The sequence below is a fragment of the Clostridium ljungdahlii genome (assembly GCF_001636845.1).
In the GTDB taxonomy this organism is placed as follows: domain Bacteria; phylum Bacillota; class Clostridia; order Clostridiales; family Clostridiaceae; genus Clostridium_B; species Clostridium_B ljungdahlii_A.
On the sequence record NZ_LITT01000058.1, the window covers coordinates 221,230 to 240,097 of the forward strand.

The following is an 18,868-nucleotide window of genomic DNA, read 5'->3' on the forward strand; positions in this document are numbered from 1 at the left end:
GATAATATAAAAACGTACATTATATAATTTTTTTGACAGAACATTCGTATAATCTTGATAATATGGTTCAAGAGTATCTACCAAGGTACCAAAAATCCTTGACTATGAGTGGATTCCGTGAAAATGGTATTTCTTTTAACTATTTTCTAACTTGGATTATCCTATAATTCATGTTAGAAATTTTTTATTTTGGAGGTAATTACATGAATGTTGAAAAAGCGAACAAAAATGACGGTGGCAATTTATCTTTTTTAGAATCATTTTTTAAATTGCCGGAAAACAATACTACTGTAAGGACGGAGATTTTAGCAGGGGTTACTACTTTTATTACTATGGCCTATATAATCTTTGTAAATCCGACTATACTTATGCAGGCAGGAATGAATGTACACGGACTTATGGGAGATGCAGCGGTTAAAGCTGGGTTATCTGCAATAAACGACCCTATTGTAGGCTCTATATTTACGGCAACCTGTATAGCAGCGGCTGTTGGAACTTTCATAATGGCACTTTACGCAAATCTACCTTTTGCACAGGCACCAGGAATGGGACTTAATGCATTTTTTACTTACAGTGTTTGCTTAGGTATGCACTATACATGGCACCAAGCACTGGCAGCAGTTTTAGTTTCAGGAATAATTTTTATTATAATAACGGTAACTTCCATAAGAGAAAAAATTGTAGATGCTCTTCCATTTAATTTAAAACTTGCTATATCAGGAGGTATCGGACTTTTTATAGCTCTTATAGGTCTAAAAAATGCAGGGATTGTAGTATCGGATCCTTCTACGCTGGTTGCTTTTGGAAAACTTACTAGTGCACCTGTTCTGTTATCAATTATAGGTATTTTAATTACAGTTATACTTATGGCAAGAGATGTTAAAGGATCAATTTTAATAGGAATAATATTAACTACTATAGTTGGTATACCTTTTGGAGTGACACATCTTACAGGAATAAAAATTGTAAGTGCACCACCATCACTTGCACCTACATTCTTTGCTTTTGATTTTAAAGGTCTTTTAGGAATTGGAAAAGCAGGGGTAGTTGGAGGTTTAACTAGTATAATTATGGTAGTCATAACATTTACTTTAGTAGATTTGTTTGATACTATAGGAACACTTGTTGGAACAGCTGAAAAAGCTGGCATGGTTGATGAAAATGGAAGAGTTAAAAATATGCACAAAGCTCTTTTTGCAGATTCCCTTGCAACTACTATTGGTTCAATGCTAGGAACAAGTACTGTTAATACATATGTAGAATCTACTTCAGGTGTATCTGCAGGAGGTAGGACAGGACTTACATCATGTGTTGTTGGAATACTATTTATACTTTCATTATTCTTTAGTGGACTAGTTGGAATAGTTCCTACCCAAGCTACAGCTCCAGCACTTATAATTGTAGGGGCACTTATGATTGGAGTAGTTACTAAAATAGACTTTAGTGATTTTACAGAAGGACTTCCAGCTTTCTTTGCTATAGCATTTATGCCTTTTAGTTACAGTATAGCAAATGGTATAGCAGCAGCAATAATATTTTATCCAATAGTTAAAATAGTTACAGGAAAATATAAGGAAGTTCATCCAATAGTATATGTACTTGCAGCTTTATTTATATTTAGATTTGCTATGCTTTCATAATTGGGGATAAAAACAAAAATAAGAGCTATTTATAGCAATTTGAAAAATTGCTATAAATAGCTCTTATTTTTGTTTTTGAAGTAAATTAGAAATATCTAAATGTTTTGTGTGGTTTTCTAATGCAATTTTGCTATTTTTTCTTTCGATTTATTTATAAAAAATCAATATGTAAATATGTATATTGTGTACAAGTTTGATAAATAATATTATAAAGTTATATATTAAGGTGGTCTATTATAAATATGCGTAATAAAAATGCAAGAGCCAATAATAAAACTTCACACCAAAATTCTATAAAAAATCACATAATTAGTAATTCTATTCAGCTAAATATAAGTCTAATTAAAGAGATTTTTAATGATAATGATACACTTATTGTAAGATATTTTGAAAATCAGAAAAACAACAATGTTAAATGTTGTATAATCTTTTTTCAGGAAATGATAGATAGTGAAACAATAAACGCTAATATTATAAAGCCAATAATTGAAAATACATACTTAAATGAAGAAAATAGTAACATTGAAGATATTTTAAATCACATAATTTTTTCAAATAATGTGAATAAAACTAATGATGTAAATGAAATTATTGAATCAATCTTAAATGGCAATACCGTTCTTTTTTTAGAAGGCACATCAGAAGCTTTAATTATAAGTACCGTTGGATGGAAACCTAGAGCTATTAAAGAACCGGAAGGAGAAAAAATCCTGCGGGGACCGAGAGAAGGATTTACAGAATCCCTTATGGTAAATCTTTCTATGATAAGAAGAAAACTGTTAATTCCCGAATTAAAGTTTAAGTTTAGAGTATTAGGTACACAAACGCAAACAAAAATTTGCTTATGTTATATAAACGGTATAGTTAATAACAAAATACTTAATGAGTTAAATAAAAGATTAGACAGCATTGACATTGATGGTGTTATAGCTTCTGGCTACATACAAGAGCTTATCAATGATGAACCTTTTTCACCATTTAAGACAATAGGCAGCACTGAAAGACCCGATATTGTTGCAGCAAAATTATTGGAGGGTCGTATTGCAATTATAGTAGATGGTACTCCGGTTGCATTAACTGTTCCGCATATTTTTATTGAACTTTTTCAGTCTAATGATGATTACTATATTAATTTTTATTTTTCTTCAATAAGCCGATTACTAAGAATACTGAGTTTTATAATAACTATAAGTCTGCCTTCGCTTTTTATAGCATTAACCACCTTTCACATTGAAGCAATACCAACATCATTAGTTATAAGTATAACTGCAGCAAGGCAAGGTATCCCCTTTCCCATTACGTTAGAAGCTTTGTTGCTGTTGATTGCATTTGAAATTCTCAGAGAAACTGGTGTGCGAATGCCAAATCAAATTGGGCAAGCTTTTAGCATAGTTGGTGCATTAGTATTAGGTCAGGCGTCAGTTGATGCGAGATTTGTAAGTGCACCAATGATAATTATCATAGCACTTACAGGAATAACAGGACTTGCAATTCCCAAAATTAAAGGTGGCTCTATTTTATTAAGAATAATATTATTAATGCTTTCTTCTATATTAGGACTATATGGTTTTGTATTTGGAATAATAGGTATACTGATTTATTTATTTAAAATGCGTTCCTTTGGAGTACCTTATATGCTCAGTCTCATGACATTAAATCCTGAAGATTTAAAAGATACAGCCATAAGAGCACCTTGGTTTTATATGAAATACCGTCCAAAATTCATTGCTGCTAACAACTTAGTAAGAAGGTCATCTGGAGGTAAGAAAAGTTGAAAATCAAAAGCAGGATACTTTCTATTTTATTAGTGTTATTATCTTCAGTAATATTATGTGGATGTTGGAATTATGTAGATATTGAAAAATATTCACTTGTAATAGGATTTTCACTGGATAAAGATAAAAAAAGCAATAAATATGTAGTAAATGCAGAAGTACTGAATTTTCAAATGTCTGGAAAAGAAGCTAAAGCAGTATCAAACATAATTGAATCGAAAGGGGATACTATATTTGATGCAATGAGAAATATGATAAATACTACTGGCAATAAATTACATTGGGGGCATGCAAAAATTTTTATTATAAGCAAAGATATAGCAGAAGAAGGCATTATTCCAGCACTTGATTTACCTTACAGAGATGCTGAAATGAGAGAAGAAATATATGTATTAATTTCAAATAAAAACACTGCAAAGGAAATACTGCAGAATAAAACTATAGCCTCAAATTTAAAATCTTTTGATATTGCTAAAATGATAGAACATCAAAGAGCACTTGCAAATGTACCTATAGTTAGGGTTTATGAGATTATCAATAATATTGAAGAAGATGATATATCATCAGTTTTGCCTCTTTGTGATATAAAAGCAAGTGATGGTAAACAGGCTGCAGAATTAACTGGTACAGCTGTGTTTAAAGGCGATAAGCTTGTTGGATCTTTAAATACAGAGGAATCAAAATATTTTCTTTTTGCAACTAATCAAATTGATAAAACATTGTTGGTAGAAAAAATTTTGGATGATGATCAGATGACTAACATAACTCTGGAAGTATTTGAAAGCAAAACAAAAGTAAAACCAATCTATCAAAATGGAAAGCTCAGTGTCGATATGAATATTAGATTAGATGCATCAATAGCAGAGATTGACGGGAGTAGAGATTTTATCCAAGGAAGCAGACGTGAAAAGCTTAAACAAGCAGCTGAAGAATCACTAAAAGTATCGATAGGAAGTACAATTAACAAGGTTCAAAATAACTATGAAACAGATATTTTTGGATTTGGCAAACATATAAAATCCGACATACCTTCAGTTTGGAATGATGTTAAAGATAAATGGGACGATACTTTTAAAAACATGAATGTAAACATAAATATTGAAATTCAGCTTAGAAACAGTGCACTTAATTCAAAAACTATTGAAAGAGGAATGTAATTTATAATGTTATTTATTTTATATTTGTTTATAATAACACTTTTTATTATATATGATCTTATTCCAGTAGCTAACAGCAAAAACTGGAAAGTCTTTATTGTTTATGCAACTTTTATACTATTTTCTTTTGTACTTGATGTATTATCTGCTCTTCATATTAGGGTGCCCAGTCCGGCAGTACCTATAAAAAAAATCATTGAATTTATATTTAAGTTATAAGATTACTTGAAAGGAGAGAAATATGTGGATAGACAAATAATATCTAATTCTCAAGGCATATGTATAATGTCTATGTTCTTAATTGGTACTTCTATTGTGCTAGAAGTTGCTAAAAATGCGAAACAAGATGCTTGGATATCCATAGCACTTGGAATAATTATGTCACTGCCAATGATTGTTGTTTATTCAAAGCTGCTTAATAATTTTCCTGGAAAAGATCTGTATGATATTTTTCAGTATGTATTTGGTAAAAAAATTGGTAAAGTAATTTCAGTATTATTTATCTGGTATGTATTCCACTTGGGTGCTTTAGTAATAAGAGTTTTTTCTGAATTTGTAAATGTAGTTTCATTGCCTGAAACGCCTCAATCTATTTTCGCTATTTTTCTCGGCCTATTGTGTATTTGGGCTGTAAAATCTGGCATTGAAGTTTTAGGTCGCTTATCGATGTTTTTTTTACCATTGATTATAGTAATTACAATAATTATTATGGTTCTCCTTTATACTAATGCCCACTTTATAAATTTAAAACCTATATTATATAATAATACAAAGCAGGTTTTGCTAGGCGCATTTTCTTCTTTTTCTTTTCCATTTACTCAATCAATTATCTTTACCACAGTTTTTCATTCACTTAGAAATAAAAAGAAAATATTTGAAGTATTTCTTAAAGCACTGTTAATAAGCGGTATATTTCTTTTATTGTCTTCTATTAATAATGTTATTGTTTTAGGTGTTCAAACAACTACAGATTTATATTTTCCCCAATTTACATCCACAAGAACGATTAAAATAGGTGATTTTATTGAAAGATTTGAAATTATTATTGCATTAATATTTGTACTCATGGGATTTATTAAGGTAAGTGTGTGCTTGTATGCCGCATCAACTGGAACTGCCAAAATATTCAATATAAATAATTATGAGATAATGGTTGGACCAATTGGACTTCTTATGATAAATTTATCACAAATATTATATAATAATACTATGGAAATGCTTTATTGGGCTAATAATATATACATTTACTATGCTGTTCCGTTTCAAGTAATCCTACCGATAGTAACATTGATTATCTCACAAATAAAATTAAAATCAAATAAATCGAAACCAAAGGTGTTTTAGAAAATGCATTAACTAATACCATACTTTCAGGCTTTTTAAACTTAAGAATTGTATTTTTTGTAAGAAAGCTGTTACACATTTAGTATAACAGCTATACATTTTTAGTCTACAAAACTATTCCAGTAATTTGAATAATCAATTGCTACAGGTGATACATTGGAATATTTTACATCATAGTGTTCAGCTAATGCATTTATGAATTGTTTTGCAGGCATTCCGGATTTTTCTATTAAATCTTCAATTTGCTTTTGTAAGTCCTCTGGTATTTTAGAAAAACAGTAGGTAGTATTCATTTTAACAAATCCCCCTTATAATATAGTACTAACATTTAATATATTATATGATATATAACTTTTTAAGTGTGATATATACGCTGAATTCCTATCTTTAGTATAACACTATATGCAAAAAAATTCAATAAAGAGTAGCCTATAACATACTATTTTTTATGTGCTTCTATTAAAGTAAGTGTTTTTTGTATACATTCTGCCATTAATTTATGACCTAGTGCTGTAGGATGAATCCCATCTATAAACAAATCGTCATTGGTGTTTGTTTCTAATTTTTCCTGGAAGCAGCTATAAAAGTCTGCATAAAAAAGACTATTTTTAGTGCAAAAATCTATTATCCAATTTCTGTATTCAATTTCTAGCTTACTCACTTTCTCATAATCTAAAGTACTATCCCATTTTTCCTTAGCTAATTTTTTGTATACGAGAGGTTCTATGCCTATTATTGTAATTATTTTTGCAGATAAGGCTTCTTTTATGATCTCTTTTAAATTATCTGTTACTAGTTTTAGAGATCTTCCAGCCATAAAGTCATTACATCCAACCGTAATAAGTACGTGACTAGGGCTATTTTGAATTACATCTTTATAAGAACGTGACAACATTCCTGAAGCCGTATCTCCACATACCCCTTTGTTTAAAATATCTATTTGAAGTTTTTCTCTTAGGATGGATACAAAACATTCACTGTTAGAAACACCATATCCAGCAGTTAAGCTGTCTCCTATACATACCATTTTCATATTTAAATAATCTCCTTCCAATTTTTAAAACGTAAAATAATGTTCGATATGGTATGAACATTACTGCTATATAATTTTTTACAATCTCAAAATATACGAATATTATATGCCAAATTAGTTTAAATGTATTGAATTATATAATTTGATATGATAATATAAGTATATCATAAATAAATGAATAGAATATCCATATAATCCTAATAATGAGGTTTAGGAGTATCTACAGGGAACCGTAAAATTCTCATATCTATGGATAACTTTATTTAAAGCTGGATATTTTTATACCAAGTTTTAGTTAAGGTTACTAACTTAAGGTTTCAAATAGATTCTCCATAGTAGATTTATTGAAACCTTTTTATTATACTTTTGGTGATATAATCTAACATTTGTTGTTTAAGGAGGACGAATATGAAAGTAGCAATTATATTTGGAAGTAGTTCCGACATTGACAAGATGAAAGGAGCTGCCAAAGCCTTAAAAGAATTTGATATTCAATATGAGGCATATATTTTATCAGCTCACAGGGTTCCAGAAAAGCTTTTGGAAACTGTAAAAAAATTAGAAGAAGAAGGCTGTGAATGTATTATTTCAGGTGCTGGTCTTGCAGCACATCTTCCAGGAGTTATTGCAGCTAATACAACTATTCCAGTTATAGGAGTTCCACTTAATGCAGCTATTTCTGGATTGGATTCTCTCTTTTCAATAGTACAGATGCCAAAATCCATACCTGTAGCTACAGTTGGAATAAATAACAGTTACAATGCAGGCATGCTGGCAGTAGAGATTTTAGCACTTAAATATTCTGAAATTAAAAAGAAATTAATTGAATATAGAAAAAATATGAAAGAAAAGTTTATAGCTGAAAATGGAAAAGGAGTGGAATTATAATATGGAAAAAGGAAAAATGATATATGAAGGAAAAGCAAAAAAGGTATATGAAACAGAAGATGAAGACAAGGTAATAATCTATTATAAAGATGATGCTACAGCTTTTAATGGAGAGAAAAAGGGACAAATATCAGATAAAGGAGTATTAAATAACACAATTACTTCAATGCTCTTTGAATTACTTGAAAAACACGGTATAGAAACTCACTTTGAGGAGAAATTGAATGATAGAGAACAACTTTGTAAAAAGGTAGAAATAGTTCCTCTAGAAGTAATTGTTAGAAATGTAGCAGCAGGAAGTATGGCAAAGAGATTGGGACTAGAAGAAGGTACACCATTAAAGACTACTGTATATGAAATAAGCTACAAAAATGATGAACTTGGAGATCCTCTTATAAATGATTATCATGCAGTTGCAATTGGAGCTGCTACTTTTGATGAGCTTAAAACTATATATAAGATGACAGAATCCATAAACAATATCTTAAAAGAATTTTTCTTAAAACAGGGAATAAAACTAATAGATTTCAAATTGGAATTTGGAAAATTCAATGGAAAAATAGTTTTAGCTGATGAGATATCACCAGATACATGTAGATTATGGGATGCAAAGACTAATGAAAAATTAGATAAAGATAGATTTAGAAGAGATATGGGAAATGTAAAAGAAGCCTATGTAGAAATATTGAAGAGAATAAGTAAAAATTAGCAGCTGCCTTAATTTTATGGTTAAAAGGAGAGAATTTTTGATGTGCACTTTAAATGATAAATTTAATACTTGCTCCTGTATTGATTTGGAGGAAGATAAATTCAAGGATGAATGCGGCGTATTTGGAATATTTTCTAAGAACAATATAGATGTAGCATCTTTAACTTATTATGGACTATATGCTCTCCAGCATAGGGGGCAGGAAAGTGCAGGTATTGTGGTCTCTGATGGAAGTGAATTTAAGTATCATAAAGGGATGGGACTTGTAGCAGATGTATTTAATAAGGATATATTAGAAGGACTTAAAGGAAAAAGTGCTATAGGTCATGTAAGGTATTCTACAGCAGGGTCTAGTACTTTAAACAATGCTCAGCCGCTTATGGTGAAATATAAACTTGGATCTATTGCTATAGCACACAATGGTACTTTGGTCAATGCAGATGTCATAAGAGGACTTTTAGAAGATGCAGGATATATCTTTCAGACATCTGTAGATTCAGAAGTTATTTTAAGTCTTATTGCAAGAGAGGCTAGGAGAGATATAGGTAAGGCTGTAGTAGATACAGTTCAGGCAGTGAAAGGTTCTTATGCCATTACTATTTTAACGGAAAATGAACTCATAGGTGTAAGAGATCCAAATGGGATAAGACCGCTTTGTATAGGTGAATTAAACGGAGATTATATACTCTGCTCTGAAAGCTGTGCCCTGGATTCTATAGGAGCAAATTTTATAAGAGATGTAAAGCCTGGAGAAATTGTAATTATAAACGACGATGGAATTAAATCTATAAATTTTGCAGAAAAGACAAAATGTGAAACTTGCTCTTTTGAATATATATATTTTGCAAGGCCGGATAGTACTATAGATGATATAAACGTATATACATCAAGAGTTAAAGCAGGAAGGATACTTTATAGGGAAAATCCAGTGGAGGCAGATGTGGTTATAGGTGTTCCTGATTCGGGGATACCAGCAGCTCTTGGATATTCAGAAGAATCTGGAATACCTTATGCTATAGGATTTATAAAAAATAAATATGTAGGAAGAACATTTATTGCTCCATCCCAAGAACTTAGGTCTAGAGCAGTAGCTGTAAAGTTAAACCCTTTAAAGGTAAATGTAGAAGGAAAAAGAGTGGTAATTGTTGATGATTCCATAGTTAGAGGAACTACCAGTGGAAAACTTGTAGAAATACTTAGGAAAGCTGGAGCTACTGAAGTGCACTTTAGAGTTTCATCTCCTGTAGTTAAGTATCCTTGTTATTTTGGAATTGATACCCCTTATAGGTCTCAACTCATAGGTTCTAATGCAAAAATAGAGGAAATAAGGGATAAAATAGGGGCAGATAGTTTAGGCTATATAAGTATAGATGGAATTTTGAAATCCCTTCAATGTACTGATTCAAAAGGATATTGTTTAGGGTGCTTTAATGGAATATATCCCATATCTGTACCTATAGAAAAAGATAAAAATTATTTAGAGTAAGAGGTGGTTTGCTGTGGTAACATATAAAGATTCCGGTGTAAATATTGAAGAAGGATATAAGTCAGTAAAACTTATGAAAGAATATTCATCTAAGACTTTTATACCAGGAGTTCTAAATGGACTTGGAAGTTTTGCAGGTATGTTTGAACTTGGTAAATATAAAAATCCAGTACTTGTATCTGGAACAGATGGAGTAGGAACAAAGTTAAAAATAGCATTTCAAATGAAAATGTATGATACAGTGGGAATAGATTGCGTGGCTATGTGTGTAAATGATGTTTTGTGCCATGGTGCAAAACCCCTGTTTTTTTTAGACTACCTAGCTTGCTCTAATTTAGAAGCAGAAGTTGCAGCAGATTTGGTTAAAGGCGTATCAGATGGATGTATTCAGGCAGGTTGTGCCCTAATTGGTGGAGAAACTGCTGAAATGCCCGGCTTTTATTCCAAGGGAGACTACGACATGGCAGGATTCACTGTAGGAGTTGTGGAAAGAGATAATATAATAAATGGAAGTACAGTAGAAGAAGGAGATGCCCTTATAGGAATAGCATCCAGTGGGGTTCACAGTAACGGATATTCCTTAGTAAGGAAAATTGTAAAAGATTTTGATGAGGACTTTTTAGGTACGCCTATAGGAAAAGTACTTTTGACACCTACAAAGATATATGTAAAGCCTGTACTTAAACTTTTGGATAAATTTAAAATTAAGGCTATGGCGCATATAACTGGAGGGGGATTCTTTGAAAACATACCTAGAATGTTTAAAGATGATTTTACTGCAGTTATAGATAAGAAGAGCATTGAAGTGCCACCTATATTTAAGCATTTAATGGAACTAGGGGTAGAAGAAAAGCAGATGTACAATACTTATAATATGGGAATAGGATTTGTACTATGTGTAGATAATAAAGATGCTAAAAACGTAGTGGAAGAATTAAATAAAATGGGTGAAAAGGCATATACAATAGGAAGTGTAAAAAGAGGGGAAAAAGCAGTATGTTTAAAATAGCAGTTTTGGTTTCTGGAGGAGGTACTGACCTTCAGTCTATAATAGATGCAGTTGAGAGCGGATATATAAAAAGCTGCAGTATAGAAGCTGTAATAGGTGACAGACCTGGAATTTATGCTTTAGAAAGAGCTGAAAAGCATAATATAAAATCCTATGTATTAGATAAGAAAATATATAAGTCTAATATTTCTCAGGAAATATTAAAGATGCTTAAAGACAAAGTTGACTTAATAGTATGTGCAGGTTGGCTTTCCATACTTAAAGGAGAGCTGATTTCAGAATTTAGAAATAAAATAGTAAATATACACCCTTCTTTAATACCATCCTTTTGCGGAGATGGTATGTATGGCATAAAGGTTCATGAAAAGGCAATTGAGTATGGAGTTAAAGTATCAGGCTGCACTGTACACTTTGTAGATGAGGGTACAGACAGCGGTCCTATAATAATTCAAAAGACAGTTCCTGTATATTTTGAAGATACTCCAGAAATGCTTCAAAAGAAAATATTAGAAGAAGAGCATAAAGCCCTTCCTGAAGTTATCAAACTTATTTCTGAAAACAAGATAGTGGTGAAAAACAGAATAGTAAAAGTTTGTAATTAAAATAATTGGAGGCGCAAATTATGATAAATCGTGCATTAATAAGTGTTTATAACAAAAGTGGCTTATTGGATTTAGCAAAGTTTTTGATAAATAGGGGAGTTGAAATAATATCTACAGGTGGAACTTATAGATATCTAGTAGAAAATAATATAAAGGTTACAGAAGTGTCTAAAGTTACTGGATTTGATGAGATACTAGATGGCAGAGTAAAGACACTTCATCCAGTTATACATGGCGGTATACTTGCCAAAAGAGACAATAAAGAACATATGGATACTATAAAGAGTAAGAACATAAAACCAATAGATATGGTAGTCGTAAATTTATATCCTTTTTTCGATAAGGTATGTGATAATATAACTTTTGATGAAAAAATAGAATTTATAGATATTGGCGGTCCAACTATGATAAGAGCTGCAGCCAAAAATTTTCAAGATGTAATAGTTGTTACAGATGTAAATGACTATTCACAAATAATTAAGGAGATAGAAACTTCTGGAGACGTAAAATATGAATTTAGAAGAAAACTTGCAGGTAAGGTATTTAATTTGATGTCTGCCTATGATGGAGCTATAAGTAACTTCCTACTTGAAGATGAATATCCAGAATACCTAAGCTTGTCTTATAAAAAATTTGAAAGTTTAAGATATGGAGAAAATCCACATCAAAGTGCAGCTTATTACACAGAAACTGTAGGAAAAGCTCCTATGAAAGACTTTGAGCAGTTAAGTGGTAAGACACTTTCATATAATAATATGAGAGATATGGATATGGCCTGGAAGGCAGTAAATGAATTTGAGGAAGTATGCTGTGTTGCAGTTAAGCACAATACTCCTTGTGGCGTAGCCCTTGGAAAAGATCTACATGAGGCTTATGTAAAAGCTTATGAATGTGATTCTACTTCTATTTTTGGAGGTATTATAGCTGTAAATAGAAAATTAGATGCAAAGACTGCGGAAGAAATAGCTAAAATTTTTGTTGAAATAGTCATAGCACCAGATTTTGATAAGGATGCAGTTGAAATATTAAAGGCAAAGAAAAATCTAAGGATAATTAAATGTGATGTAAAACCTACTAATGATTTTGAAATATCAAAATTGGATGGTGGGATACTTGTACAATCTTCTGATGATAAATTGATAGATGAGACTAAAGTAGTTACGGAAAAGAAACCTTCAAAGGAAGAAATGGATAATTTGATATTTGGAATGAAGGTTTGTAAATACGTAAAATCAAATGCCATTGTAGTAGTTAAAGATTTTATGGCTAAAGGAATTGGTGGAGGACAGGTAAATAGAATATGGCCTGCATGCCAGGCACTTGATAGAGCAGGAGATGGGGTAGTGCTTGCCTCAGATGCATTTTTCCCATTTAGTGATGTAGTATGTGAAGCAGCAAAACATGGAATAAAATCTATAATACAACCAGGAGGTTCCATAAAAGATAATGATTCTATAGATGAATGTAATAAAAATGGAATTTCTATGGTGTTTACAGGGGTAAGACATTTTAAACATTAATTCTTGAGGCATTTGAAAAAATAGGTTAGCATCTTGATTGGTTATTTCTTTGAAAATGCCTACTATGAAAAGGGGGATTTTATATAATGAAGGTACTTGTAATAGGTTCCGGTGGAAGAGAACATGCTATTTGCTGGAAAATATCTCAAAGTCCCAAGGTGGATAAAATATTTTGTGCTCCAGGAAATGGAGGAACGGATATAGTAGATAAATGTAGTAATCTGAACATAACAGATATAGATGGACTTATAGATTTTGCATCTAAAGAAAATATAGACTTAACTGTGGTAGGCCCTGAAGGACCACTTACAGAAGGCATAGTGGATAAATTTAAAAGCAAGGGACTTAAAATATTTGGACCAAGTTTAAAAGCTGCTCAGCTTGAGGGAAGTAAAATCTATTCTAAGGATTTCATGAAAAAGTATGGAATTAAAACTGCTGAGTATTGCACTTTTGATGATAAAAACAGTGCTTTAAAGTACATAGAAAATTGTAGATATCCTGTAGTTATAAAGGCTGACGGGTTAGCAGCAGGAAAAGGTGTTTCCATATGCCAGAATTATGATGAAGCAAGTACTGCATTAAATGATTTTATGGTAAAGGACGTATTTAAAGGGGCAGGAAAAAATGTAGTTATTGAAGAGTTCCTAGAGGGAGTAGAGGCTTCAATACTTACAATAACAGATGGGAATACTATTCTTCCTTTTATATCTTCAAAGGATCATAAGCAAATATATGATGAGGGTTTAGGACCAAATACAGGTGGAATGGGAGCTATAGCTCCAAATCCATACTGCACGGAGGAAGTTTTAAAAAACTTTGAGAAAAATATAATGGAACCTACTTTAAGAGGAATACAGCAGGAAAACTTAGATTATGTGGGAATAATCTTCTTCGGTATTATGATAACAAAAAAAGGAGTTTATTTGTTAGAGTATAATGTTAGAATGGGTGATCCTGAAACTCAAGCTGTACTTCCACTTATGAAAAGTGATTTCGTAGATCTTATGGAAAATGCTATAGATAGAAAACTTGATAAATTTAATTTGGAATGGGAAAAGGGAGCTTCCTGCTGCGTTGTAGCTGCTTCTAAAGGGTATCCTTTAAAGTATGATACTGGTTTTAAAATAGAAGGCATTGAAAAATCCAGTAATGTTTTTGCGGCAGGGGTTAAAAAAGAAGATGGACAGTTTAAGACATCTGGTGGAAGGGTTTTAGTAACTTATGGAGTTGGAAATGATTTAAATTCTGCTGTGGAAGCTGCTTACTGCAATTTGAAAAAAATAAGTTTCTCGGGCATGTATTTTAGAACAGATATAGGAAAGTAAATTATAATTTTAGTGTAAAATTTAGAAAAACTGATTTGCCTTAATTTTCATAAGGCAGGTCAGTTTTTTAAATTAACAAAATGTAAAAGATTTTTCAGTGGAAATAATTTAAAAATAATAGTAAAATAGTTCTATACTGTATGGAGGTTAATTTAAATGAATGATTCGAGAAATAGACGAAGGAAAAATATAAAAAGAAAAAAAAAGTTTTCTCTTAGACTGTTCTTTTTGTTTATAATTTATGAGCTTATAGTAGTTGTAGTTACTAGCCCTTTGCTAGTATTTTATGGGCCATTTAAAAATGTAAAAAACCAGATAGTAAGCACGGCTATGGCTACTTTTACTCATCAATACATAGCAACTCTTTTTTTGTCAAAGGATGAAATAAATAAAATACTTCAAGAAGGTAAGAGTGGTCAAACTACTAGCCAGGAAGCTGAAGATTTAAATGATGTAAATATAAATCATGTAGGTGATAAGGACATAAAAAGGTATGATATACCTAGCACAAGATTTGATGGTTATATTTTAGAGATAAAAGATCCTAAGAGAATACGTATAGGATATACTAGTAAATTAAGAGAAGTTGGAGAAAGAACAAGTGAAATAGCACAGAGAAATGGAGCTGTTGCAGCTATAAATGGAGGTGGATTTACAGATAAATCTGGTGGAAAATATTGGGTAGGAACAGGAGGCTATCCAGAGGGAATTATAATATCTGGTGGTAAGGTAATATACAGTGATGTAAAATCTAATGAGAAAATAAATGTTACAGCTTTTACTCCAACTGGAAGACTTATAGTTGGAGACCACACACTTAAGGAACTCCTTGCCGATGGTGTAACGGAGGCAATTTCTTTTAGGAACTCACTTATAATAAATGGCAAGACTGTATCAGTAGAAAATGAAGGTTTAAATCCTAGAACAGCTATAGGACAGAAGGCAGATGGAACAATAGTCATGCTGGCTATAGATGGTAGAAAAGGATTGAAAATGGGAGCTTCATTAAAAGAAGTACAAAATATACTTTTGCAGCAAGGTGTAATTAATGCAAGCAATTTAGATGGAGGTTCATCCACTACAATGTACTTTAATGGAGAAGTAATAAATAATCCTTGTGATTGGAACGGTGAGAGAACTGTAGCTACAGCTATATATGTAAAACCTTAGAGGAGAGTGTGGTAGATGAAAAAACTTAAGAGAATAATTGTGTGGACAATGATTCCTATAGTTATGGAATTAGCAGGCCTTTTATTAGTAGATAAATTTTATTTTGGTGGCGACTCTAATTTCAATATAAAAAAAGTAGATACTACTTCAAAACAGACAGCCAACAAAATTAGTGTAAAAATACCTGAAGATGCAAAGATGGTAAAAGTATCCTACAGCGGAAATTACATATCATATTATGATGGCCAATCTTTACAAGTAATTGATACATTAAAAAATAGTAAAAAAGAAGTGGACTTACAAAATGATTTATCCTATTATACCTGGAACTTGGATACAGATAACATACTTGTAGCAGAAAAGACAAGTGGAGGATCAGAATCGAGAAATTTAAAATTTGAGACTTATGATGCAAAACGTGATTCAACTTATCCATTGAAGAATGAGGAGAAGAAACAGGAACTTTCAATATTACTTCCAGATAATTCTTATGATGTAAAACATATAGCTTTTTCTGGAGCTAGCAATGTAATCTATGTTAGCAGTGCTACTAATGGAGAAGGCAGTAGTAGAATATATAGAATTGATGTAATGATCAGGATGAATTTAGTAAATTTCGTAAGATGCCAGCTTGGAAATATGGCTGCTATAAATGGAACAAATGGTGATGAACTTATATATGAAGACAGGACTTCTAATAGAATAAGAACTAGCAGGGGTGGAATAATAGCCACTGGTGAAAATGCTATGCATTATTTATTAAACACAGATAACGATGACAATATTTATATAGGAAATGGGGAAGACAATAAAGTTAATAAAATAATTGTAGCAAATCTTAAAACAAATAAAAGCAGCTGGAAGGAATACACGCTTCCAGGACCTGTAAATAAAAATGATATATATATTACAAGAAGCGGCAATATATATATAAATGACTCAAAAAATAGTCAGGTAAAAGACATTACTACAGGCAAGGTTACCAAGTATTCAGGAAATTTTGTATCTATATATAAGTATGGAGTAATAAGTCAGGATGGCAAAAAACTAACAAACAGTTTATTTTAGGCATTTGAAAAAAATAACTAGCTACTACGCTAGTTATTTTCTTTAATATACCTTAGTTGGATTTGAAATAGTATAAGTTACCATCTTCTATAGAATAGTCTATGAGCTTTTCATTGTATAAATAGGATATAAATGCAGATATTCCTCCAAAATTCAAATGATATTCATGAAAGTTTAAGGATAAATTGTTTAAAATAGTTATGTCTTCTAATATGTTTTCTCTAGTGAGCGGCTGATCTAAAAGATCTAGAATTTGATTTTTATATTTATCTACATTTTTAATGTTTTTGTCAACTAAAGAATTTATTTCACTTTTATCCAGTACCTTTTTGGAGTGGCTTATTACAAAGTAATCTGCATCTATGTCCTTAATTTTATTCAATGACAGAAGACTATCTTCTATATTATATAAGTATGGGAAGGAGTATTTATCCAGTATCTCACTGCTGAATATGGAATCTCCAAGGAAGCATACTTTTTCAGGAGTTACTATTCCTATTTGTTCTATTGAATGTCCAGGAAGTGCAATAATGTTAAATTTCTCGTCATTCAATTTATTTATGCCATATTCTAAAATGGAATCTACCTCTAGAGGTTTATTACTCCTGTTAAATGCCTTTGAAGGGTAGGACGAGGAAAGAATAGATGAAAAGAGCTCTGTATTTTCCATAAATAATTTTTCCAATTTAGATGTATATACTAGACAGCCTGGATAGTTTTTCTTAAAGTATAGATTTCCACCACAGTGATCTAAGTGACTGTGTGTATTTATTATGTACTTTGGATGCAGACTGTTTTCTATAAGCAAGTTTTCTATTTTTTTTGCTTCAGTGTTATTTATGCCTGTATCTACAATTAGGCAGTTTTTATTTTTAAATATGAATACTCCACAGTTAGTTGGAGCATCTATGTAATAGGTATTTCCTTTTATCTTATTTAAAGTCATTAAAAACACTTCCTTGAAATATTTGAATTATTATTTTGCATACATAGATGATAACATATTTTATCTTTAAAACAAATATAGTTCTCAATATGAAATGAAATTTTGAAATTAGGGATTTATAATGATATAATTTTTAATAGGTATTTTTACGTTAAGATAATTTTAAATGGAGGTATTTTAAATGGATTCGGCTATGACAGGGTTACTTATGTTTATGGGATTCATGGGTGTTATGCAGGGACTTGGAATGAAATATAGCAAAGCTGTGAGGACAAAATTTAAATTAGATGCAGAAGGTGTAGATCAAAAATATGTTAATTTTAAGGCTAATTTTTTAATTATACTGGGAGGAATAATATTAATATTCCAATTAATTATTTTTATAAATCCTACATTTGGTAATAGACTAGAAATAATGTTACCAGCAGTTTTACTTGTAGGTATTACCTGGGATTTTATATATAAAAGAACGAGATTTAAACATAATGGCAAGAAAAAGTAATATTTGATTTTAAAATGTCTGTACAATTTATGTACAGACATTTTAAAATCAGCTTTTTCTCATACTGCACAAATTCCTATTTGGGCATCTGGAACAGTCATGATCTTTTTTATTTAATTTTATATTTTTATCAGCTCCATATATATACGCCATAGAACGCATGGAAGAAAGTATATAGTCTTCATTTACAGTCAAATTTAAAAAATTCTCCGCATCTAGTTTATCTAGTATATACTTTTGACATTTAAGAGGAATCTCTCCATCTCCAGGAGATATTCTACAACTCAATCCTAAATGCAACTCTTTAACTTTAGCGTATATGTGGCTAAAGAGTTGGGAGCTGAGTTCAAACAAGTAAGATGAAGCCATAGCATCAAGCATCATGCCTTCCTTCATATTTCCATAGGAAAAGAATTCATTTACTTTACTCGTACAATTATCACCCATAGTTATAATGCAATACACGATGTATTCATAATTTTTTACAGCTTCAAAGTTAAAGCTATCTTCTCTTTTTTCTATTTCAAATATTCCTGTTGGTTCTATATTTTCATATAAAATAGGAAGAAGTTTTTCATATAAATATTCTATTTCTTCATTTTTTATTATACTGCCATAGGACTTTAAAGTTTGTATTACTTGATCTTTGTTTAATTTAAAATCAAAGTCCAGTATTACATCCATTTTTATT

18 protein-coding genes and 2 riboswitches are annotated in these 18,868 nt (G+C 31.0%); of the genes, 14 read left to right on the forward strand and 4 right to left on the reverse strand.

The window, feature by feature from the left end; translation table 11 throughout:
* Positions 1-24 precede the first annotated feature (24 nt).
* Positions 25-125, forward strand: a riboswitch (purine riboswitch).
* Between the two features lie 78 nt (positions 126-203).
* The 4 genes from WY13_RS16535 to WY13_RS16555 all read left to right on the forward strand — a co-directional run bounded on the left by WY13_RS16535 (position 204) and on the right by WY13_RS16555 (position 5,916).
* The gene (locus WY13_RS16535) at positions 204-1,640 is read left to right on the forward strand and encodes an NCS2 family permease (RefSeq protein ID WP_063556685.1); all 1,437 of its coding nucleotides are present in this window, start codon (positions 204-206) and stop codon (positions 1,638-1,640) included.
* Between the two features lie 242 nt (positions 1,641-1,882).
* Entirely contained in the window at positions 1,883-3,415 is a 1,533-nt protein-coding gene (locus WY13_RS16540) for a spore germination protein (RefSeq protein WP_063556686.1), read from the forward strand.
* The gene (locus tag WY13_RS16545) at positions 3,412-4,572 is read left to right on the forward strand and encodes a Ger(x)C family spore germination protein (protein ID WP_082848546.1); all 1,161 of its coding nucleotides are present in this window, start codon (positions 3,412-3,414) and stop codon (positions 4,570-4,572) included. Before WY13_RS16540 ends, WY13_RS16545 begins: the two co-directional genes overlap by 4 nt.
* A 243-nt stretch (positions 4,573-4,815) precedes the next feature.
* Positions 4,816-5,916, forward strand: coding sequence for a GerAB/ArcD/ProY family transporter (locus WY13_RS16555; protein ID WP_063556688.1), 1,101 nt, complete (start codon positions 4,816-4,818; stop codon positions 5,914-5,916).
* Positions 5,917-6,017: 101 nt separating this feature from the next.
* On the opposite strand, the gene WY13_RS16560 is transcribed toward WY13_RS16555, so the two are convergent.
* Complete coding sequence (locus tag WY13_RS16560) at positions 6,018-6,209, reverse strand: hypothetical protein (RefSeq protein ID WP_063556689.1); 192 nt, start codon at positions 6,207-6,209, stop codon at positions 6,018-6,020.
* A gap of 146 nt (positions 6,210-6,355) precedes the next feature.
* On the reverse strand, positions 6,356-6,949 hold the full coding sequence (locus tag WY13_RS16565; RefSeq protein ID WP_063556690.1) for a GDSL-type esterase/lipase family protein: 594 nt from the start codon (positions 6,947-6,949) through the stop codon (positions 6,356-6,358).
* 167 nt (positions 6,950-7,116) lie between these two features.
* Positions 7,117-7,219, forward strand: a riboswitch (purine riboswitch).
* Between the two features lie 138 nt (positions 7,220-7,357).
* Between WY13_RS16565 and purE the strand changes: the two genes are divergently transcribed.
* The 9 genes from purE to WY13_RS16610 all read left to right on the forward strand — a co-directional run bounded on the left by purE (position 7,358) and on the right by WY13_RS16610 (position 16,729).
* Positions 7,358-7,837 (forward strand): 5-(carboxyamino)imidazole ribonucleotide mutase, encoded by a 480-nt coding sequence (gene purE / locus WY13_RS16570; protein ID WP_063556691.1) that lies wholly within the window; start codon positions 7,358-7,360, stop codon positions 7,835-7,837.
* Between the two features lies 1 nt (position 7,838).
* Complete coding sequence (gene purC / locus WY13_RS16575) at positions 7,839-8,546, forward strand: phosphoribosylaminoimidazolesuccinocarboxamide synthase (protein WP_063556692.1); 708 nt, start codon at positions 7,839-7,841, stop codon at positions 8,544-8,546.
* 40 nt (positions 8,547-8,586) lie between these two features.
* A complete protein-coding gene (gene purF, locus WY13_RS16580) occupies positions 8,587-10,032 on the forward strand; it encodes an amidophosphoribosyltransferase (RefSeq protein WP_063556693.1) in 1,446 nt (481 codons plus the stop codon).
* 13 nt (positions 10,033-10,045) lie between these two features.
* Positions 10,046-11,041, forward strand: coding sequence for a phosphoribosylformylglycinamidine cyclo-ligase (purM, locus tag WY13_RS16585; RefSeq protein ID WP_063556694.1), 996 nt, complete (start codon positions 10,046-10,048; stop codon positions 11,039-11,041).
* The gene (gene purN / locus WY13_RS16590; RefSeq protein ID WP_063556695.1) at positions 11,029-11,643 is read left to right on the forward strand and encodes a phosphoribosylglycinamide formyltransferase; all 615 of its coding nucleotides are present in this window, start codon (positions 11,029-11,031) and stop codon (positions 11,641-11,643) included. Before purM ends, purN begins: the two co-directional genes overlap by 13 nt.
* A 20-nt stretch (positions 11,644-11,663) precedes the next feature.
* Complete coding sequence (gene purH, locus WY13_RS16595) at positions 11,664-13,163, forward strand: bifunctional phosphoribosylaminoimidazolecarboxamide formyltransferase/IMP cyclohydrolase (protein ID WP_063556696.1); 1,500 nt, start codon at positions 11,664-11,666, stop codon at positions 13,161-13,163.
* A gap of 86 nt (positions 13,164-13,249) precedes the next feature.
* Positions 13,250-14,491, forward strand: coding sequence for a phosphoribosylamine--glycine ligase (gene purD / locus WY13_RS16600; RefSeq protein WP_063556697.1), 1,242 nt, complete (start codon positions 13,250-13,252; stop codon positions 14,489-14,491).
* A gap of 156 nt (positions 14,492-14,647) precedes the next feature.
* Entirely contained in the window at positions 14,648-15,661 is a 1,014-nt protein-coding gene (locus WY13_RS16605; protein WP_063556698.1) for a phosphodiester glycosidase family protein, read from the forward strand.
* Positions 15,662-15,676: 15 nt separating this feature from the next.
* On the forward strand, positions 15,677-16,729 hold the full coding sequence (locus WY13_RS16610; RefSeq protein WP_063556699.1) for a hypothetical protein: 1,053 nt from the start codon (positions 15,677-15,679) through the stop codon (positions 16,727-16,729).
* 52 nt (positions 16,730-16,781) lie between these two features.
* Here WY13_RS16610 and WY13_RS16615 read toward each other — a convergent pair whose 3' ends face one another.
* On the reverse strand, positions 16,782-17,675 hold the full coding sequence (locus WY13_RS16615; RefSeq protein WP_063556700.1) for an MBL fold metallo-hydrolase: 894 nt from the start codon (positions 17,673-17,675) through the stop codon (positions 16,782-16,784).
* Positions 17,676-17,856: 181 nt separating this feature from the next.
* Between WY13_RS16615 and WY13_RS16620 the strand changes: the two genes are divergently transcribed.
* Positions 17,857-18,177, forward strand: coding sequence for a hypothetical protein (locus WY13_RS16620; RefSeq protein WP_063556701.1), 321 nt, complete (start codon positions 17,857-17,859; stop codon positions 18,175-18,177).
* Positions 18,178-18,225: 48 nt separating this feature from the next.
* Here WY13_RS16620 and WY13_RS16625 read toward each other — a convergent pair whose 3' ends face one another.
* Positions 18,226-18,861, reverse strand: coding sequence for a hypothetical protein (locus WY13_RS16625; protein WP_063556702.1), 636 nt, complete (start codon positions 18,859-18,861; stop codon positions 18,226-18,228).
* Positions 18,862-18,868 lie beyond the last annotated feature (7 nt).